At 63.8% G+C, this 16976-nt stretch carries 7 protein-coding genes and 1 pseudogene; 2 read left to right on the top strand and 6 right to left on the bottom strand.

All coding sequences use genetic code 11. The features are described from left to right. Nucleotides 1–47 precede the first annotated feature (47 nt). The 4 genes from C7H75_RS09240 to C7H75_RS09225 all read right to left on the bottom strand — a co-directional run bounded on the left by C7H75_RS09240 (nucleotide 48) and on the right by C7H75_RS09225 (nucleotide 11396). Nucleotides 48–3419: a Swt1 family HEPN domain-containing protein gene (locus tag C7H75_RS09240; protein ID WP_106851264.1), complete on the bottom strand. Its 3372-nt coding sequence runs from the start codon at nucleotides 3417–3419 to the stop codon at nucleotides 48–50. 1 nt (nucleotide 3420) lies between these two features. Continuing rightward, nucleotides 3421–5097 (bottom strand): DUF262 domain-containing protein, encoded by a 1677-nt coding sequence (locus C7H75_RS09235; protein WP_106851263.1) that lies wholly within the window; start codon nucleotides 5095–5097, stop codon nucleotides 3421–3423. Beyond that, entirely contained in the window at nucleotides 5097–7856 is a 2760-nt protein-coding gene (locus tag C7H75_RS09230) for a DUF1156 domain-containing protein (protein WP_106851262.1), read from the bottom strand. Before C7H75_RS09230 ends, C7H75_RS09235 begins: the two co-directional genes overlap by 1 nt. A 129-nt stretch (nucleotides 7857–7985) precedes the next feature. Next, complete coding sequence (locus tag C7H75_RS09225; protein WP_106851261.1) at nucleotides 7986–11396, bottom strand: DUF8742 domain-containing protein; 3411 nt, start codon at nucleotides 11394–11396, stop codon at nucleotides 7986–7988. 365 nt (nucleotides 11397–11761) lie between these two features. Here C7H75_RS09225 and C7H75_RS09220 point away from each other — a divergent pair, with 365 nt between their 5' ends. Both C7H75_RS09220 and C7H75_RS09215 read left to right on the top strand, forming a co-directional pair. Next, nucleotides 11762–13642 carry a DUF2075 domain-containing protein gene (locus tag C7H75_RS09220; RefSeq protein WP_106851260.1) on the top strand — a complete coding sequence of 627 codons (1881 nt, stop codon included), beginning with the start codon at nucleotides 11762–11764 and terminating at the stop codon, nucleotides 13640–13642. Between the two features lie 78 nt (nucleotides 13643–13720). Continuing rightward, nucleotides 13721–14596 carry an HNH endonuclease gene (locus C7H75_RS09215; RefSeq protein WP_233281888.1) on the top strand — a complete coding sequence of 292 codons (876 nt, stop codon included), beginning with the start codon at nucleotides 13721–13723 and terminating at the stop codon, nucleotides 14594–14596. Nucleotides 14597–15956: 1360 nt separating this feature from the next. On the opposite strand, the gene C7H75_RS09210 is transcribed toward C7H75_RS09215, so the two are convergent. After that, on the bottom strand, nucleotides 15957–16655 hold the full coding sequence (locus C7H75_RS09210) for a sigma-70 family RNA polymerase sigma factor (protein ID WP_233281887.1): 699 nt from the start codon (nucleotides 16653–16655) through the stop codon (nucleotides 15957–15959). Nucleotides 16656–16772: 117 nt separating this feature from the next. Then, nucleotides 16773–16919, bottom strand: a pseudogene (locus tag C7H75_RS26465) (sigma-70 factor domain-containing protein); the annotation flags it as partial. Nucleotides 16920–16976 lie beyond the last annotated feature (57 nt).

Genomic DNA, 16976 nt, shown 5'->3' with positions numbered 1-16976 from the left:
GCATGCTGGCGGCACCAGGGCATACCCGACAGTCCTGACCCGATCGCTCAGCTTTCCTCGAATCCGGACTGGTCGAACTTGAGGGTCCGCGCATTCTCGGAGACGGTTCGAACGCGGCTCTCGTTGAAGCCCTCGGAGTCGGTCGCCTCGATCTCGATCCGCACTGTGACGCTGGTGTTCTCACCGGAACGAAGGTGCGCGAGCACCTCGTCCGCAACGTTCTTGAACTCCAGTGCGATCTTGTCGGAGTTGAGGGTCTTCACCCCGTAAAAGCGCGTCGGCCAAGCGATGTCGACCTTCGGTCCGGGCCCGGGCTGCGGGGCCGGTCCCGGGCCAGGCTCCGGGCCGGGGCCGGGTACCGGCTCGGGACCAGGCACCGGTGTCGGCTCGGGGCCGGGTTCGGTCGAGCGCTGCTTCTCCGCGACGTCGGGGCGGACGAGAAGGAGCGAGTCGTTGGCGACGGGCGCGCCCTCCTTGTCCTCCGGCGTCCAGAGTCCGATGTACCGGCCGGCGGCCTCGTCGTATCCCGCCGCGAGTGCGAACGCGTCGGTCTGCCAGATCATCGGCAGGTCGAGGATGCCGGCGTCGAGAACGGTCCGGTCGCGCAGGCGCGGCATGTAGGGGTACTGCGAGTACAGCCCCCACAACGCGCCCAGTGTGACGTGGCCGTCCTTCCAGATCTGCGGGATCTTGCCTATCGCGAGTCTGATCGTCGCCGCGGCCTGCCTCGTCGAGAGGTCGCCGTCGTTGCCCAGGCGCCGCGAGACGCGGTCGGCGAGAGCGTCGGACTGGCCCTCGACCTTCGTCTCCCTGATCAGGAACGGCGCCCCCGGGTCCGGCTGCGCGGGAACCAAGGCCCACGTGAAGCTCTGCAGCAGACGCGCGGTGACCGTCTGGTCAGCCTGTGCAGCCCGCTGCGACGCCTGGTTCTTCTGGTTCTGAGTCAGATCGAGGTCGGCCTCGTTGGCGAGGACGTGCGTCCAGCCGAGGTAGTCGCGGGTTGCGCTGTCGAGTTCTTCGAGTCGCGCCTCGTCCGCTGCGAGGTAGACGATGGCGTTGCGGTGTGTCCGGTTCGAGCTGCCACGGTGCTCAGTGGCGTTATGCGCGAACTCCTTTGCCTCGGATTCCGTACCACGCTTGTGGGCGACCTTCGGATGCAGGATGACAAGTCGTGCCTCGTCGGTGTCGGGGATGTCCGCGTTCGACTCCGGGCAAACGTGGACACCGGCGAAGTCGCCACGCTTGCGGCCCTGGTCCTGGAGACGGCGGACGATCTCGGCCCACACATCTTCCTTGTGAAGACGCTCCGCCTGGTCCTTCGCCGTGCGCGTGATGTTGGGCTGGACGTCGTACCAGTACTTACCGGAGCCGGAGTAGAAGTACGTCGCACGATCACCGAGCTGTGTCAGCGCGGAGTGGAAGTTGCCGGGGACGTCGCCCGGAATGGCTGTTCCGAGGAAGACCCGTTGGGTGCCGATCCCCTTGTGGACCGACCCGGGTGCGATCGTCGGAGCAGCACCGAAGAAGACCGTGCGCGCAAGTCGCTTCGTCAAAGCCTGCTGGCCGAACAGAGGTTTGTCCTTGTCGATACGAGCCGGCTCGGAGTTCGAGCCGTCGACGTCGGCGTCGATGATCGTCTTCCAGGAGTCCTGAAGGTACTGTGTCAGCTCGGAGTTCACGTTCGCAGTGGCGAGCGGGATCGACGCTGGCATGATCAGCGGTGATTGAGCCTCTCCGACCCAGAGGGCATGGATGACGGTGCTCATCAGGCGCAGGACGCCGCGGGTGCGCTGGAACCGCTCGAGCGACGACCATTCCTCGTAGAGGGTGTCGAACAGCTCCGGGTGGATCGGGTAGGTCTTCTTGATGCGGTCCTCGTAGGCGGCGTCGCGTGATTCGCGTGGGAATTCGTCGGAGAACTTGCGGTACATCTCCACGTACGCGCGGGCGGTCGCACCGATCGCGGCGAGCGCCGCGGCGTCCGGCTGCTTGAACAGCCGCTGCTTGACGATGTGATAGGCCTCGTCGGACGAGGCGGGGCGCCACTGATCGGCGAGACGGCGAACGATGTTCTGGAGGCGCTTGAGTGCCTCCAGTCCGTTCTGTCCACCGACCTCTTCCGCGTTGCCCGCGACGATCTTGTCGTTGGCATCCCCGGTCTCCGATGCCGGAATCGAGATCGCGAGCAGGACACCACTTGTGCCCTTAGCGGCCTCGGTGAGCAGCTGAGCGAACGTGAACTGGTCCTCGAACGTGCCGCCGGCAAGGTCGTCCCGACCAACCAGTGACCGCGCGTAGGCAACCCATTCGTCAATGAGGATGACGGCGGGCGCGTACTTGCCCAGCAGCGTGTGGAGTGCCTCGCCTGGGTGGGTCCGGTCTCGATCCGCCTTTGCCACGATCGCGTAGGCTTCCGGCCCACCGAGCTGCCACGCGAGCTCGCCCCACATGGTGTTCACGTGGGTGCCGTCATCCTTCGTGACGCCGGACGGGCTGAAGTGGTTACCGACGATCGCGACGCGGTTGACCTTGGTGGCCGAGTATCCGCTGGCGGTGAGAAGTTCCTGAGTCTCCTGTGGGAACTCACCCACGGGCAAACCCGATGCGACGTGCCACAGGGACAGCATCGAGTGAGTCTTGCCGCCACCGAAGTTGGTCTGCAGGTTGATGACCGGGGAGGCATTGTCGTCGCCGGCAAAACGACGCACAGCACGGCCAATGAGGTCGCGGAGGCCCTCGGTCAGGTAGGTGCGGCGGAAGAACTCGACGGGGTCGGCGTAGTCGGCGTCGACCTCGCCGCCTGTGGCGACCTTGTAGAGGTCGGCCGCGAACTCCGAGGCGTGGAAGTTGCCGGTCGCGACGTCGTCATGCGGTTGGAGCACCTCGCGCCAGGGCCGGAGGCCTGTGGCCTCGGGGTTGTCAACCGCAGCCTTGAGGACCTTCTTGTCGTCCTTGTCTGCGGTGACGCGACGAAGGTTGTGTCGGATCTCGCGGACCCGATCGGCGTCCTTCGCGGCACCGATCAGCTTGAGGAGTCTTTCGCCCGTGTCGAGGGCCCGGTAGGCATCGTCATCGGTGAACGTGCCGTTGTGCGCCCACTCGTTGCGCACTTCGCGCAGCTCGCTGGCAAAGGTCTCACCGGCACGGCCGATGGCCTGATTGAACGGATACCACCCCTTCCTGAATCCGCCGGTGATGTTGCCTTCGGTCAGGATCCTGAACTGCACCTGCGGATCCAGCGCGTCGTATGTCTTTGTCGACGGAGCCCCATTCTTGCTGTCCTTGGCCTGAACGAGCGTGGTCCACACGGCCCCGAGCGCCGGATCACCTTGCCCGACGACGGTTGAGATGAAGTCATCGAGTGCCGGCGCCAGCACTTGGAACATGCGGTCGATACGGTCGCGGTTGCTCAGGGCCATGTCAGTTCAGCTCCCATTCCTTGTGAAGCACAGTCAGGAGGTCCGCCTGGCGGGCCTCGATCACAGCCGGGGTCCACTCGTTCTGCAAGAGCACCTGAGTCGTGAGCGCGAAGACGGCGCTGCCGTTGGTGCTGGTGAAGTAGTTCGCCTTCTTCTTGGCGAAGTCGTAGTTCTGCGCCTCGCTGTTCTTGGCACGATTGAGCAACACCAGGTTGCCGAGTCGGTGGGTCCAGTACAGGCGCTCATCGTCGGTAAAGTCCCGCTTCCACACACTGCTGTCCCTGGGGTTCTGCGGAAGGACGTGCTCGACGGTGATCATCTTGTGCTGGTAGCTGACGCCGGGCTGCTTGGCGAGCAGGTCGTCCAGCCGGAGGAGGACGTACTTGCGCACGGGCGCGACCAGATACAGGCGGTCGGCCAGTCGGTCCTTCGTCTCGGCCATTTCCTCGGGAGTGAGGTCGAAGGCTGCCGCGCACAGTCCGTCGCCCTTCTCGAGTTGCTTGAGGAGTTCGCCATACCTGGAGCCTCGCGGGGTCGCGTACACGCGTCGCAGCAGCATGCTCGCTGCTAGGCGCTCGAGCTTACCGAGGAACTCCGACAGGTAGGCCGGGTCGTTTCCGTGCTCCTTGAGCGCCCAAAGGGCAGGCGCCTGCCAGTTGTCGTTGTCGACCTGCATTAGGCGGCGCAGCCAGTTGTTGACCGGGGACCAGTTCACGTCGTCGGGATAGTTCTGGGTCAGTAGGTGCTCGTAGGCGTCGGAGTATGGGATGAGCACGTCATCGACGAACTCGCGCCCCTTGCCGGGCAGGTACTTGCTGAGGACCTGCTCGTCGAACTCTTGGAGCAGAACCTTGGTTGCCCGTTCCTTCTTGAAGACCATGCGGACGTGGCCGAAGAGGTTCGCGAAGGCGTCGCGTCCGAGGTCGACCTCCTCCTGCTCCCACTTGTCGGCGTACTCGGCGGCGTCCTGATCACTTACGTCGCCGATCACCTTGGATTTGAAAATGTCTGACGGAGTGAGGTCGAGTCCTCGCGCGTTCATGACGCTGAAGATGCGGTGCGCGCTGTTGAGGTCAGGGGTGCTCACCACGACGAGGAAGGTGCGGGTGCCAAGCATGGCTGCGAGGCGTTGCCGCTTGTCGTCGGGCCAGGCCACGAGACGGTCACGCAGGGACGCGGTGTTGTCGCGGATGGCCTTCTGTGCGTCCGTCTTCAGGTGAGCGTCGTCGAGCACGATGAGGTCCTCAGTAGTGCCTTCGGCCTGGACTCGGTCGGCGAAAAACTTGGCGTCACGCTTCCTTAGCGTCAGTCGCGGCTTCGCCTGAGTGCCGGCAAGAATCTCACCGGGCTCGACAACCACCTTTGCCAGCTCCGTGGCAAGCTTCGGGTTCTCCGTCAGATCGCGAAGTACTGCGAAGAGAATGCTGAGGGTCGTAAGCCGCTGCTGACCGTCGATCACCTCAGCACGCGGGTCTGATCCCGCCTTCACCAGCACGATCGAACCCAGGAAATAAGGCTCGTCGGTATCACGGGCGAGAGCGCCCTCCAGATCGTCCAGCAGTTGGAGTGCCTGCTCCTTGCCCCATGCGTATGGCCGCTGGTAGTCCGGGATCGTGAACTCGTAGTCACTGGAGAAGATCTTGCGCAGCGCGTACTCGCCCGCAGTGAGGTCCTTCATCAGTCGTCACCCTCGTCGAAGTCGAAAGCTCCCTGCGAAGTGACAGGCTTCTTCACGCTGCGTGCGACTTCCTGGATTTCGGACCAGCTGGTGACCAGGGTGTTGAAGCTGAGTGCGTCCTTCGTCCAGCCGTTACCCTCCGCGATCCGGAACAACAGGTGGGCAAGTTCCTTCACCAGATCGGCGTCGACAGCGCCATCGGGCCGGGCCAAAGCAGCCTGTAGGAAGTCACCCGCCGGCGCGATTCCGTCGCGCTCAAGCACCTTGATCAGGTGATGGAGAGCCTCCCAGTTGCTGGTGTGCAGGTCCTTGAGAACGTCGTAATCCCACGACAGTTCGGACGGCTTGATCAGCTGAACGTTCCCAGCACGGCTTGTAAGGATCTCATCGCGGTCCATCGTGTCGACACTCGTGTTGCGTGCCCGGGCGAGACTGTCTGCGCCACCAAAGTCGCCGACGCCATAGCCATGGCTCCGATACCAAGCAATCGCGAACCGAGAAGTTGCATCGAAGTCACCTTCCTGCTCGTTCAAGACTTGGTCGAGGACTTCATTGATTCTCGTAAGCGCACTGCCAACCGTCATTCTGGAGCCGTCGTCCTCAAGCACCATCCTGAACCGCGTGAAAACCGACATTCCTGGCCCAATACAAGACTGTGGAAGGTCGACAGGGGCCACCTGGCCATGCTGTAGGTGTCGAAGCGCATCAGGCAGTTCTGAAGCGAGAGCATCGATGAAGCCCCGGCGGTCCGTCGACTCGGCGCCTTCCTCTCGCGGCCTGAGCGCGAGAACAATCGACGACGCGAGGGCATTCGAGTCAATGCTTCGGCTGCGATTGCTCAGCTCGCTACGCATTGGCCACGTGGCTGTGATTGACCAGCCCGTGTCGACAATGCTCTGAAGGATGGTCTCCCAACCCTTCGACGCCGATTTCACCCCCGAGGATTCGCGAAAGGCGTAGTAGACGGTCGCAGGGAACGAAGTATCAGACGACTTCCGCATCGCGGAAAAGACTTCCCTAAACCCAGCCTCGAAGAACTGGCTCGCTTCCGCTCGGCCACCCTTTCGCTCGTGGTCGGCCACCAGTTCAGCGTGCTTGGGCGCAGTGATCGTCGCCAGCAGGTCGGGAAATTCCTCTCGCATCGTCAGACGGAGCCATGCATAGAAGAAGTCGGAAAGATCCGAGTACGGCACGTAGTCGAAGTACGGCGGATCGGTGCTGATTACCGATCCGGAGTAGTCGATCTTGGCCGCATCTGCCTGTTGCGCAGAGCCCGCTGTCACCCTGGGAAGTCGTTCGATTGCCTTGGCCACGAACTTGAGCGCAGGAAGCCAGCCCCCGGCCGAATTACTCCACGGCGACGCCTCTGAATAGTCCCAAACGATCTGAACCGCCTGCATCGAAAACATGTCACCCGACTGCTCCTTGCCGGGATCGGGTCGCCATCTACAGAGTGAATTGCAGTAGTTCGCGTACCTACTCAGGGCAATCCCAAGATAGACCCGCAGCGCCCTCGCGTATTCGTCTGCATCCGCACGACCAGCGGCCTTGGCCGCCGCCAACGCCGAATCCGATGCGGCAGCAACTTCCTCGGCCAACGCAGTCATGACGTGAAGCTGACGCGGAGTGAACAGATCAGAAACGGTTGACATCCCGTACTGCGGCGCACCCATGTATTGCGAATGCGTAGAGAGCGGGACATCCGGAACAGCGTCTGGGGGTCGCACGTCGGCCGCGCGCTCCCACTCTCGAGTTCCCGCGAGATAGTGCCGCTGTCTGTTTCCCTCGAGTGCGACCGCGAGAAGGCGTGCGCGAAGCCTGCCAGCCTGCCCTTCGCCTTTGATATAGGGAAGCGGCGCGTTTGTACCGCACGCCAGACACGTCGCTCCCTTGCGGCCGAGCGACGTCGGCTCGACCTGCGGGCCACCCGGCGATCTGCTGATGCTGAACTCAACCCGCTTTGGACCATTCGCGTCGGCAGGAACAACCTCGGGTACTACGAATGCTTCCTTTCCCTTCTTCTTTCCCAGCCACCATTTGGTGACGATCGGCATCTCGATGCCACAGGCGGGGTTCGGGCATGTCACAGATCTTGCCCAGAGCCAAGCGATGACCGTTGCAGCCGACCCGTCCGGACCTTCAACGACGGGGTACATGCCAGACAGTCGGCTACGGACAGCGCCGATTATGTCCTCGCCATAGGCAAGTACGTCAGCCGCCAGACCGGAGTATCCCGGCCAGTGTCCAATCACAGATTCGACAACCCGCGGATGAACGGGCGAGGTATCGAAGCCTCGCGGGATCTCCAAGAGTGCCTTGTTGATCAGAGTTGCAACCGGATTGAGATCGCTCGCCTTCGCCACGAGGCCAAGTCGAGCCGCTTCCAACGGGATCGACCCCCCACCAGCGAACGGATCCATCACTGCCGGGGCGCCGCCGGGCGAGGAAGCCTTGATCTCGGCGCACGCCTGCCTCAAGACTTGAGGGCTGGCGTCCCAGGCGGCGAGCTGCTCAATGAGCGCATGGAGCCGCTCGCGCTCCTGGCGTTGGCTCGCTTCATCGGGGAAGGTCTCAGGATGACTACTCGGGTCATCAACGAGTTGGGAGAAGAGCACCGCACGCGCGGTTGCCAGAGGCTTTCGCGACCACCACAGGTGAAGCGTAGACGGGTGCCCGTGCCTAATCGCCTTCTCGCGCGCCGAGGCATTGTTGATCGCCTCCAGCGGCAGAGCCACCTCGATCAGCTTGCGCTTGTGCACTAGTTCCTCAACCTTCCGTGCCCGAGGTGACGGGCAAACCTCGCCGCCGATGCGGCACGTGATTTGGACATGAACTTACCGGTGGGCCCAACCGCGTCGAACGCGAGTGATCCGTGGGGCCCGAGAGCATCAGAACGGCGACGTGCCCTTCGCCCAAGTCTTGGCCCAGTCGCCGCGGATGCCGGTGGCCTCGAAGTTGCCGAGATCGGTTGTGGCGAAGGGATCGCCGAGGTACCTGACCTCGTCGAACTGCGGACTGCGAGGGTCGACCTTGACCAGCGCGAGGCGATATCGCGGAACGGCGTTCTTGCCCGTCATGACTTCGTTGTGGGTGACGAAGAAGTCCTGGGCGCCCTCGATGCGTGCTTTGACCTCAATCCGGTAGGTGTCGCCGTTGGCGTCAGTGGACAGGATGTCGAAGCCCTTGTTGTTGAATGCCTGCTCGACCGGTTTGCGACCCAGCTCGCGCTCGCGTGCCAGCACAAGATCGACACCACGGCGCTCGACTTCCTTGGTCTCCTTGGCGTGAATGGGCGCGGTGGCTGGGATCTCGCCTTCCAGCATCCCGACCGGAAGTACCAGTGCGGCCGTGACGATGTGCGGAGGCTTAGTCGACATGAGCTGCTGCTGGTCGAGCAAGGCCAGGCGCTTGCGGAGGCGAGCGTCAAGCTCGACGGCCTTGCGGTTGAGGCTGTCGGAGGATTCCTTGAGCTTCTCGCCCTTCTGCTCCTTCTCCGATGCCACTGCGGCGTCGAGTAGGAGACGTTCACTCTCGGAGCTAAGCCGCTTGGTAACGAGGTCACGGGCCTTCTCGAGTTCCGCAAGCCGTCGCGGCTGGACCTCGTCGAGGTACTCCGGAAGCTGGTTGGCGATGATCCAACTCATCGCCTTGTCCTCGGCGTCGCCAAGCCAGGCCAGGCTCCGGGCAGCGTCAACGGCTGGCCCGGCGGGTGCGGCTACGCAATCGAGGTAAGGCGCAGGTCCCGCGGGGCTGACGGTGCCGAAGTGGTCGACGTAGGCGTAGCCGAATCGCCGCGCGACCGACTCACCGGTAGCGTCTGCGATCTCTTCGATGACACCGACTAGCAGCTGAGGCTCCTCGAGGGTCGAGGAGCAGAGGATCGTGCCCTGGTTTAGGACGCCGCCGAAATTGCGGATCGCCTCGCCCATGACCGCATCGTGCAACGGGTGGCCCGGCGCCAGAAGATCGGCGCGGGGCAGACTCCCGGGCTGGACGTGGCCGATATCGAATGTGACACGGTCGTACTTCGTCGCGATCGGTCCACTGCCGGCAGAGCGGATGTGTTGTGGAACGTTCGCGATCTCGTAGCGCCCCTTTTCGCGCTTGACGATGCGGCCGCCGAGCTTGGTGAACGCGGCCTTGAAAGCGAGCTCGATGTAGTGCGGCTGCAGCCGGCGCGCGCGTGCCTCGTCCATCGCTGCCCGCAGGGCGTGGAGGTCAGTATCGGCGAGGTGCTCGGAGGCAAGTGCTCGCTCATCGAGCAGGTCCTTGAGGCCATCCCCGACAGAGGCATCGATGACCTCATGCATCTTGGCTTTCACGTCGTCCCGCTCGCCGTACTGGATGGCCTCCAGCAGCAGGTTACGCAGCGGGGTGTCGGTGAAGGCCTCGCCGAGGACGTCGAAGACCTTGCCGCCGTAGGTCTTCCTCATCTGGTCGAGCTTCTCCAGCAGGCGGGTGAAGACCTCGCCCTCACGAGTGTTCGAGGCGACGAGGTTCCAGAGCCGGCACACCTCCTCCTGGCCGATGCGGTGGACGCGGCCGAAGCGCTGTTCGATGCGGTTCGGGTTCCAGGGAAGGTCGTAGTTGACCATCAGGTGCGCGGCCTGGAGGTTGAGGCCTTCGCCGGCGGCGTCGGTGGCGAGCAGGATCTGACAGTCGCGGTTCTTGGTGAACTCCTCGGTGATCTGGCGACGCTCGGTGCGGCGTACGCCACCATGGATGGCGCGGACTGCGTCGGGCTTGCCGAGAAGGGAGCCGATCTTGCTCTGGAGGTAGTCGAGGGTGTCGCGGTGCTCGGTGAAGATGATGAACTTCCGCGGCCAGCCGTTCCTGTCGGTGGTGAGCGCGTTGTCCTGGAGGATGTTCGACAGTTCGGTCCACTTGCGGTCGGTGCCGGCTTCGCGGACGAGTCGTGCGGTCTTGATCAGGTCGCCGAGCTCCGTTAGTTCTGCGTTGAGCTCCTCGACCGTCTGGGCGGCGGTCGCCGCGTCGAGGAGCTCTTCCTCCATCTGCTCCAGCTCCTCGGCGTTGAATTCGTCCTCGTCGACATTGCTGATGTCGACGGTCGGTTCGCTGTCGCGGTAGGTGCCATTCTGGATCTCGAGCTTCTTGCGTTCGAGCCGTTCGGCGCGTCGAAGGAGGCTCTTGTAGATCGCTTCCGGGCTGGACGCGAGGCGGCGCTGGAGGACGGTGAGCGCGAAGCCGACGGTGTTCTTGCGCTTGCCGCCGATTCGCTCGGCGCGGTTCATCCCCTCGCGTACGTAGTGGGTGACCTGCTCATATAGGTCGTACTCAAGGGCGGTCAGTTCGTACGGGACCGTCTCGGCGATGCGTTCGGGGAAGAGTTTCTTGCCCTCGAAGGTCAGGAGGTCTTCTTTGACCATGCGGCGCATGATGCCGCTGACATCGGCGCTCTTCTTCTGCTTGCCTTCGAACCGGTCGCGGTCGAGCAGGGTTAGGAAGAGCTGGAAGTCTTCCTCCTTGCCCGAGTGAGGGGTCGCGGTCATCAGGAGCAGGTGGCGTGTGATCTTGCCGAGGATCTCTCCGAGCAGGAATCGTTTGGTCTTCCGTAGCTCGCCACCGAAGTAATGTGCCCCCATCCGGTGGGCCTCGTCGACGATGATCAGGTCCCACTCGGTTTCCTTGAGCTGGGCTTGGAGCTGCTCGTTGCGGGAGAGTTGGTCCATACGCGCGATTAGCAGCGGGTTGGCCTCGAAGACGTTGAAGTTCGCCTGGGCATCGATGAGCTGGTTGGTCAGAAGGTCGAACCGGAGCCCGAACTTGAAGAAGAGCTCGTCCTGCCACTGCTCGACCAAGCCGCCGGGAGCAATGATCAAGCACTGCTTGACATCGTCGCGGAGCAAGAGCTCCTTGATGTAGAGCCCGGCCATGATCGTCTTGCCGGCGCCGGGGTCGTCGGCGAGGAGGAACCGGAGCGGGGTCCGGGGCAGGAGCTCGCCGTACACCGCGCGGATCTGGTGCGGCAGCGGTTGCACGTCGCTGGTGGCGACGGCGAGCATCGGGTCGAACAGGCCGGCGAGCGAGATGCGCTGGGCCTCGGCGACGAGTTTGAAGTCGCTGGCAGCGGCGTCGAACGCGCGGCTGCCGCTCTGGGCGACGCTCAGGTTGTCCTGGTCTTTTCGGAACACAACCTGCTGGCCAAGCCCACCCGAGGCGTTCTTGTAGGTTAGCTCGAGTGCGTCCGTGCCGTGCCACTGCGCGGCGATAACGGTGATCACCTCATTGGGGATAACCCCATCGATCCGCAGACCGGGCTTAAGCTCTTCAAGCTGCACGAACGAACCTCCTGATTGACAGCCCTCGAACGCTACTCCGAACCACCGTCAGCTTCCATCCGCCACTCGGACAACATCCCCGGCAACCTTCCCAGCGATTGAGTCGAGCACGACAGCGTCCGCAGGGGGAGCGAACGTCGCCAACTCACGGGTGCGACCGAGATCGTCAACGGTTGGCGAAGCTCGCAAATCGTCGTGCGCCTGTGGGAAAGGGTGCTGGTGCGCTGACCAACTGGCCATGACGATTCGTGGCGAGGGGTCCGATCGCCTCTGGCTCGCGGCCCGACAGACTTCCGCTGTGATGCACAGCCACGGATATGCCCCCACCCGCACGACTGGATTCGTGCTGCCCGGGGGACCCCACTGTGACCTTGCTTCGTACGTCGGCGAAACATATCGCCGGCATCGCTCGTCCCGATTCGCTAGTCGAACAGTTGTTGGAGCAGATGCTGTTCACCACCGGACGCCGTGCGAGTGACGCGGAGCAGAAGTCGTGGGGTCGGAGTCTGCCGGTGTTCGCCCGCGACCTCGTCGATCTGGGCCTGGGCGACGTCGAGATGCTCGTCGAGTACCACCTGCCGTTGACGTCGCAGCGCGCCGACGTCGTACTCGCCGGCATTCACCCCGACACGGGAGCACCGTCGTATGTGGTGGTCGAGCTCAAGCAATGGTCGTCGGCTTACCGGTTCGAGGACAGCCCCGAGCTTGTCGAGGTCCCCGGTATGCCCGGCGGCCCCAAGCTGCACCCGGTCGCTCAGGTCAAGGGCTACTGCGACTACCTGGCCGACTTCGCCAAGGCGGTCGCCGACCAGCCCGACGCACTCGCCGGGATGGCGTATCTGCACAATGCGACCGACCCGTCGGCGGTCGCTGAACTCCGCGGCTTCCCGGCCAGCGTCACCGGCCGACTGTTCACGGCCGCCGATCGGGACGACATGGCCGCATTCCTGCGCTCGAGACTCTCCGCATCCGCTGCCGGCCACGCGGCCGGCGACACCCTGATGCGGTCGGCGGTGGCGCCGTCGCAGCAGCTACTCAAGGTCGCTGCGGCCGAGGTTCGCGATCGGCCGCAGTTCCACCTGCTGGGGAACCAGCAGCTCGCGGTCGATCTCGTGCTGCATTCCGTCGAACAGGCCCGGTCCTCGGACAGCAAACGGATCGTGGTGGTCACCGGCGGGCCCGGCAGCGGCAAGAGCGTCATCGCGCTGTCCCTCGTTGGTGAACTCGCCCGGCGCGGCCGGACCGTCCTGCACGCCACCGGTTCCCGCTCCTTCACCCAGACCCTTCGCAAGGTCGCCGGCTACCGGGCGCCGCGGGTGCAGAAGATGTTCAAGTACTTCAACCAGTTCATGACGGCCGAGCGCAACGGTCTCGATGTCCTGGTGCTCGACGAGGCCCACCGGATCCGGGAGACGTCCGTGGACCGCTACACCCGGGCCGAGCTGCGCACCGACCGCCCCCAGATCGACGAACTGATCGCGGCGGCGCGCGTGCCGGTGTTCCTGCTCGACGAACACCAGATCGTGCGGCCGGGCGAGATGGGGTCGCTCGAACAGATCCAGCGCCACGCCGAATCCCTCGGCCTCGAGGTGCAGCACGTGCAGTTGGACGAGCAGTTCCGCTGCGGTGGCAGCGAGGAGTACGTGCTGTGGGTGAAGCGCCTGCTGGGTCTGGCTGAGGGCGGACCGGTTCCGTGGAAGGGCGATCCGCAATTCTCCGTCCGTGTCGCCGACAGCCCGCAGGAGCTCGAGCACCTGCTCACCCAGCAGATGGGGAACGGGTACGGCGCGCGCATCACCGCCGGCTACTGCTGGCCGTGGAGCGACGCCCGCAAGGACGGGACCCTCGTCCCGGACGTCGTCATCGACGACTGGGCACGCCCGTGGAACAGCAAGAGCGACAGGCGGATCGGCGACGCTCCCCCGTCGGCGTTGTGGGCGACCGAGGACGGCGGATTCGGCCAGGTCGGCTGCGTGTACACCGCGCAGGGGTTCGAGTACGACTGGAACGGCGTCATCCTCGGCCCGGACCTGGTCTGGCGCGACGGGCGGTTCAGGACCGCGCGCGCGGCGAATCGTGATCCCGACTTCAAGAACTCGAAGAAGGTCAGCGATGCCCGCTTCGACAAGCTGGTGCGCAACGTCTACAAGGTGCTGTTGACCCGCGGCATGGTCGCCACGGTCATCTATTCGACGGACGAACAGACGAGAGATGCGCTGCGCGCGTTGATCGCCGAACGTCGCTGACTGATCCAGCGAGACGAACCGAACACCAATCACGAGCACGGCCCGACAGGCTTCCGCGACAGGACATGCCTCCACCCGGTGCGATCCCGGATAGGCGCATGGGCTTTGACCAGTTGGATTGTCAAGATCGGCAAGGAAACTCCCGAGCATTGGGGGTTCGCGCGGGACGACAGGCTGTGGGATGTCAGGCGCCCCGGCTACTTCACACGCATCGAGCCCGGCGACAACGTCTATTTCTGGCTGTCCGAGACAGGGTTCGTGTCGTGGGTGCGGGCGACAACATCGCTATATCCCATCGGCCCGGAATCCCGACGTGCCAGGTGGGTGGACAACGACCTCGGTCAGTACACGCATCGCCTCGAGTTCGAAGTCGTCAGCGAGGACGTCCCTCGTCTGGCATCGTGGAACGAACTCAGGTTGGCCGGCGGCAAGAAGTACGCGGCACAGTCGCCCGCGAACGAAGTCTCTGAGCCGGATGCAGAGACATTCCTACGAGGACAGTTCGATCACCAGGTCGACGTTGCCTTTCCCCATGTAGCGGTCGCATACGTACCAGGCGACGACATGCGCGAGAGAGCGGAGCGGCAGATCACTCTGCGGCGGGGGCAGGCGCGCTTTCGGAACGCACTGATCGTCGCCTACAGCGGCACCTGCGCGGTCACCGGATCCACCGTCACCGCGGTGCTGGAGGCTGCGCACATCGACCGCTACTACGGAGCCCATACGAACCATGTCGCCAACGGTCTTCTGCTGCGCTCCGATATCCACACACTCTTCGACCTGCGCCAGATCACCGTCTCGAGCTCGATGACAGTCCTCCTCGCCCCTTGGCTGCGGGACAGCGAGTACCGAACACTGCACGGAAGGACTCTTCGGCTACCAGTCAACGCCCACGCGCACCCCGACGTCGGTGCCCTTGCGCGTCACCGAGAAAGCTGTGAGTGGACGTACTAGGTGTCGAAGCTCAACATGCCCTCGCGCTCAGCACACGTCTGTGAGACGACCCTCAAGCATGGAGAAAGAATGAGTCGTAGTTGGAAGCGGTCCTCACGGCTCGCAGCGGCAATGTCATTGCTGGCTCTGATCATCGGATGTACCGCGGAATCGACTGGTGACATTCAAACTACGACGCCAACACCGAGTCCATCAACGACGACTACCTCCACTGCCCAAACGCCAACAACGACATCGACGGTCGCACCAGCGACCACCACCGAGACTCCGGTTTCGACAACCAAGGTTGTCGATGAGACTGTCGTCACCGAGCCATTCGCAGTCGAGTGCCTGCAGGGTACGCCTGGCCCAGCGAAGTGGAGCGACGGCACGATGCGCTACTCGCAATGGTGCTTCGACACGATGGGCGGCACCCAGTATCTCGAGAGCGAGCGACAGGCAAACGCTTTCACCTGCAACGGAATTGTGTGCCAAAACCCGTATACGGGTGGCACTTACCCCGACCCCAACCGAGCCACGTCACAGCCCGGCACCATCAAGCCAGCTACGCCTGAGGAAGCCGCTCTAAACAAGCAGTTGGCCGAGCAGTCCGGATGCAAGACGTCCGGATGTACGCAGACCTACTTCGGGTGCCGCGATGGGAACATAACCGGAGAAGTCTGTCGACAGTGGGGATACTGAATCCAGACATTGTTCTCCATGTAGAACATCAACCATGACCGATCTTCCACCGGAGCTGACGTGGGGCGCGTGGGTTCCGCTGCACGGCATTTCCCGCAACCCCACAATCCCTCGCGCGCCGGGGGTGTACCGGGTCCTGACTACGTCGGCCAGACCGGCCGCAGTCTCAGAGAACGACTTGGCGCGCTGTCCCGCTGCCACTCAGACACGATGCCCTATCGCGACCCCCACACGGCCGCGCCGGCCTTGTGGGCATTGCGGCACTCGACCGGCTGCGAATTCGAAGCCTCGGCTATGACGACTACCGGGGACCCACTCCTTCGACTGGGACACGAAGCGCTCGAGATCGGCCTGCATCGCCAGACACACGGGGAGTCCCCGACCGTGCAATTCGGTCGCGTCCCGGTCTGGTACCGCGCGTCTTCTCCGAACAATGCGCGACTCGTTGCGGCTGGGAATCGGTTTCGTGGCGGGCCCTACAGCCCAGTTGGCACCGCCGCGCCGCGACAGCAACTACCGGCCCCTGAAACGGCGCGTCGCTTCGATTGTTCGCGGACGCGCACCGCCGGTCCGACGCGGGTGCGCCGGCGCACCATTACAACGCGTTTACCTGTGCGTACAGTGACGCGGAAAGGTATCGATCGAGCGCGGTCGCTCCACGGGTTCGAGAGTCGACGTCTCAGCTGTCGAAAGGCCGCAACTCGTCCGCTCGTGATGGTTCCCTGAGAAGTTGGAGGGTCTTCGCCTCGATCTGCCGGATCCTCTCCCGGGTCACTTTGTAGACCTTGCCGATCTCCTCGAGTGTGCGCGGAACACCGTCGACGAATCCGTGCCGCAGTTTCATCACACCGGCTTCGCGATCTGTCAGCGTTTCCAGAACGATCTCGATGCATTCTCGGATGTCGGCGCGATGGAGCGCCTCGAACGGATCGTGGGCGCAGTCGTCCTCGATGTCGAGTCCAGCGCCGTCGTCGCTGTCGGTCAGCGACTCGATGCTCAGAACCGTCCGATCACAATCGTCCAGCTCCCGAACCTTCTCGAGCGTCAGATCGGCACGCTGGGCAACCTCGGCATCGGTCAAGGCCCTGCCGAGCTCGATCTCCCCCTCGCCCCGAACCGTCGTCATACGCGACAAGTCCTCGACGACGTGCACGGGCAATCGGATCGTGCGGGATTTGTCCGCGATCCCCCGAGTGATTGCCTGCCGGATCCACCACGTGGCATACGTGGAGAACTTGTTGCCCAGCCGGTAGTCGAACTTCTCGACGGCTCGGATGAGTCCGGTATTGCCCTCCTGGACGAGGTCGAGCATGTCGAGCCCCCTGCCCTCGTAGTTCTGGGCAGTCGATACGACCAGGCGCAGATTCGCCTCGATCATTCGGGTCCGTGCAGAACGTCCGTCCTGCACGATCTGTCTCAAGTCGCGACGTTCCGCAGGCGCCGGTCTCGTAGTTCGCGACGGATAGGCCTCGAGGAGGTGACTGGCGTACAGCCCGGCCTCGATGCTTCTGCTGAGTTCGACCTCCTCGTCCGCGGTGAGGAGGTCGACCCGCCTGATCCTCTTCAGATACCACTGCAGACCATCCGCTGCCGCGCTCTCATTACCCGATGTCCGTGCAGGGGAGGATCTCTCACGCAGCATCACCGCCGGTCGCGGCGGTCGAGTGGGCATTACCTCGTGCCGCGCCTCCCTCACCTC

The sequence above is a fragment of the Rhodococcus (subgen. Prescottella) equi genome (genome assembly GCF_003013675.1).
In the GTDB taxonomy this organism is placed as follows: Bacteria; Actinomycetota; Actinomycetes; order Mycobacteriales; family Mycobacteriaceae; genus Prescottella; species Prescottella equi.
This window is presented reverse-complemented; position numbering and strand designations above follow the sequence as displayed.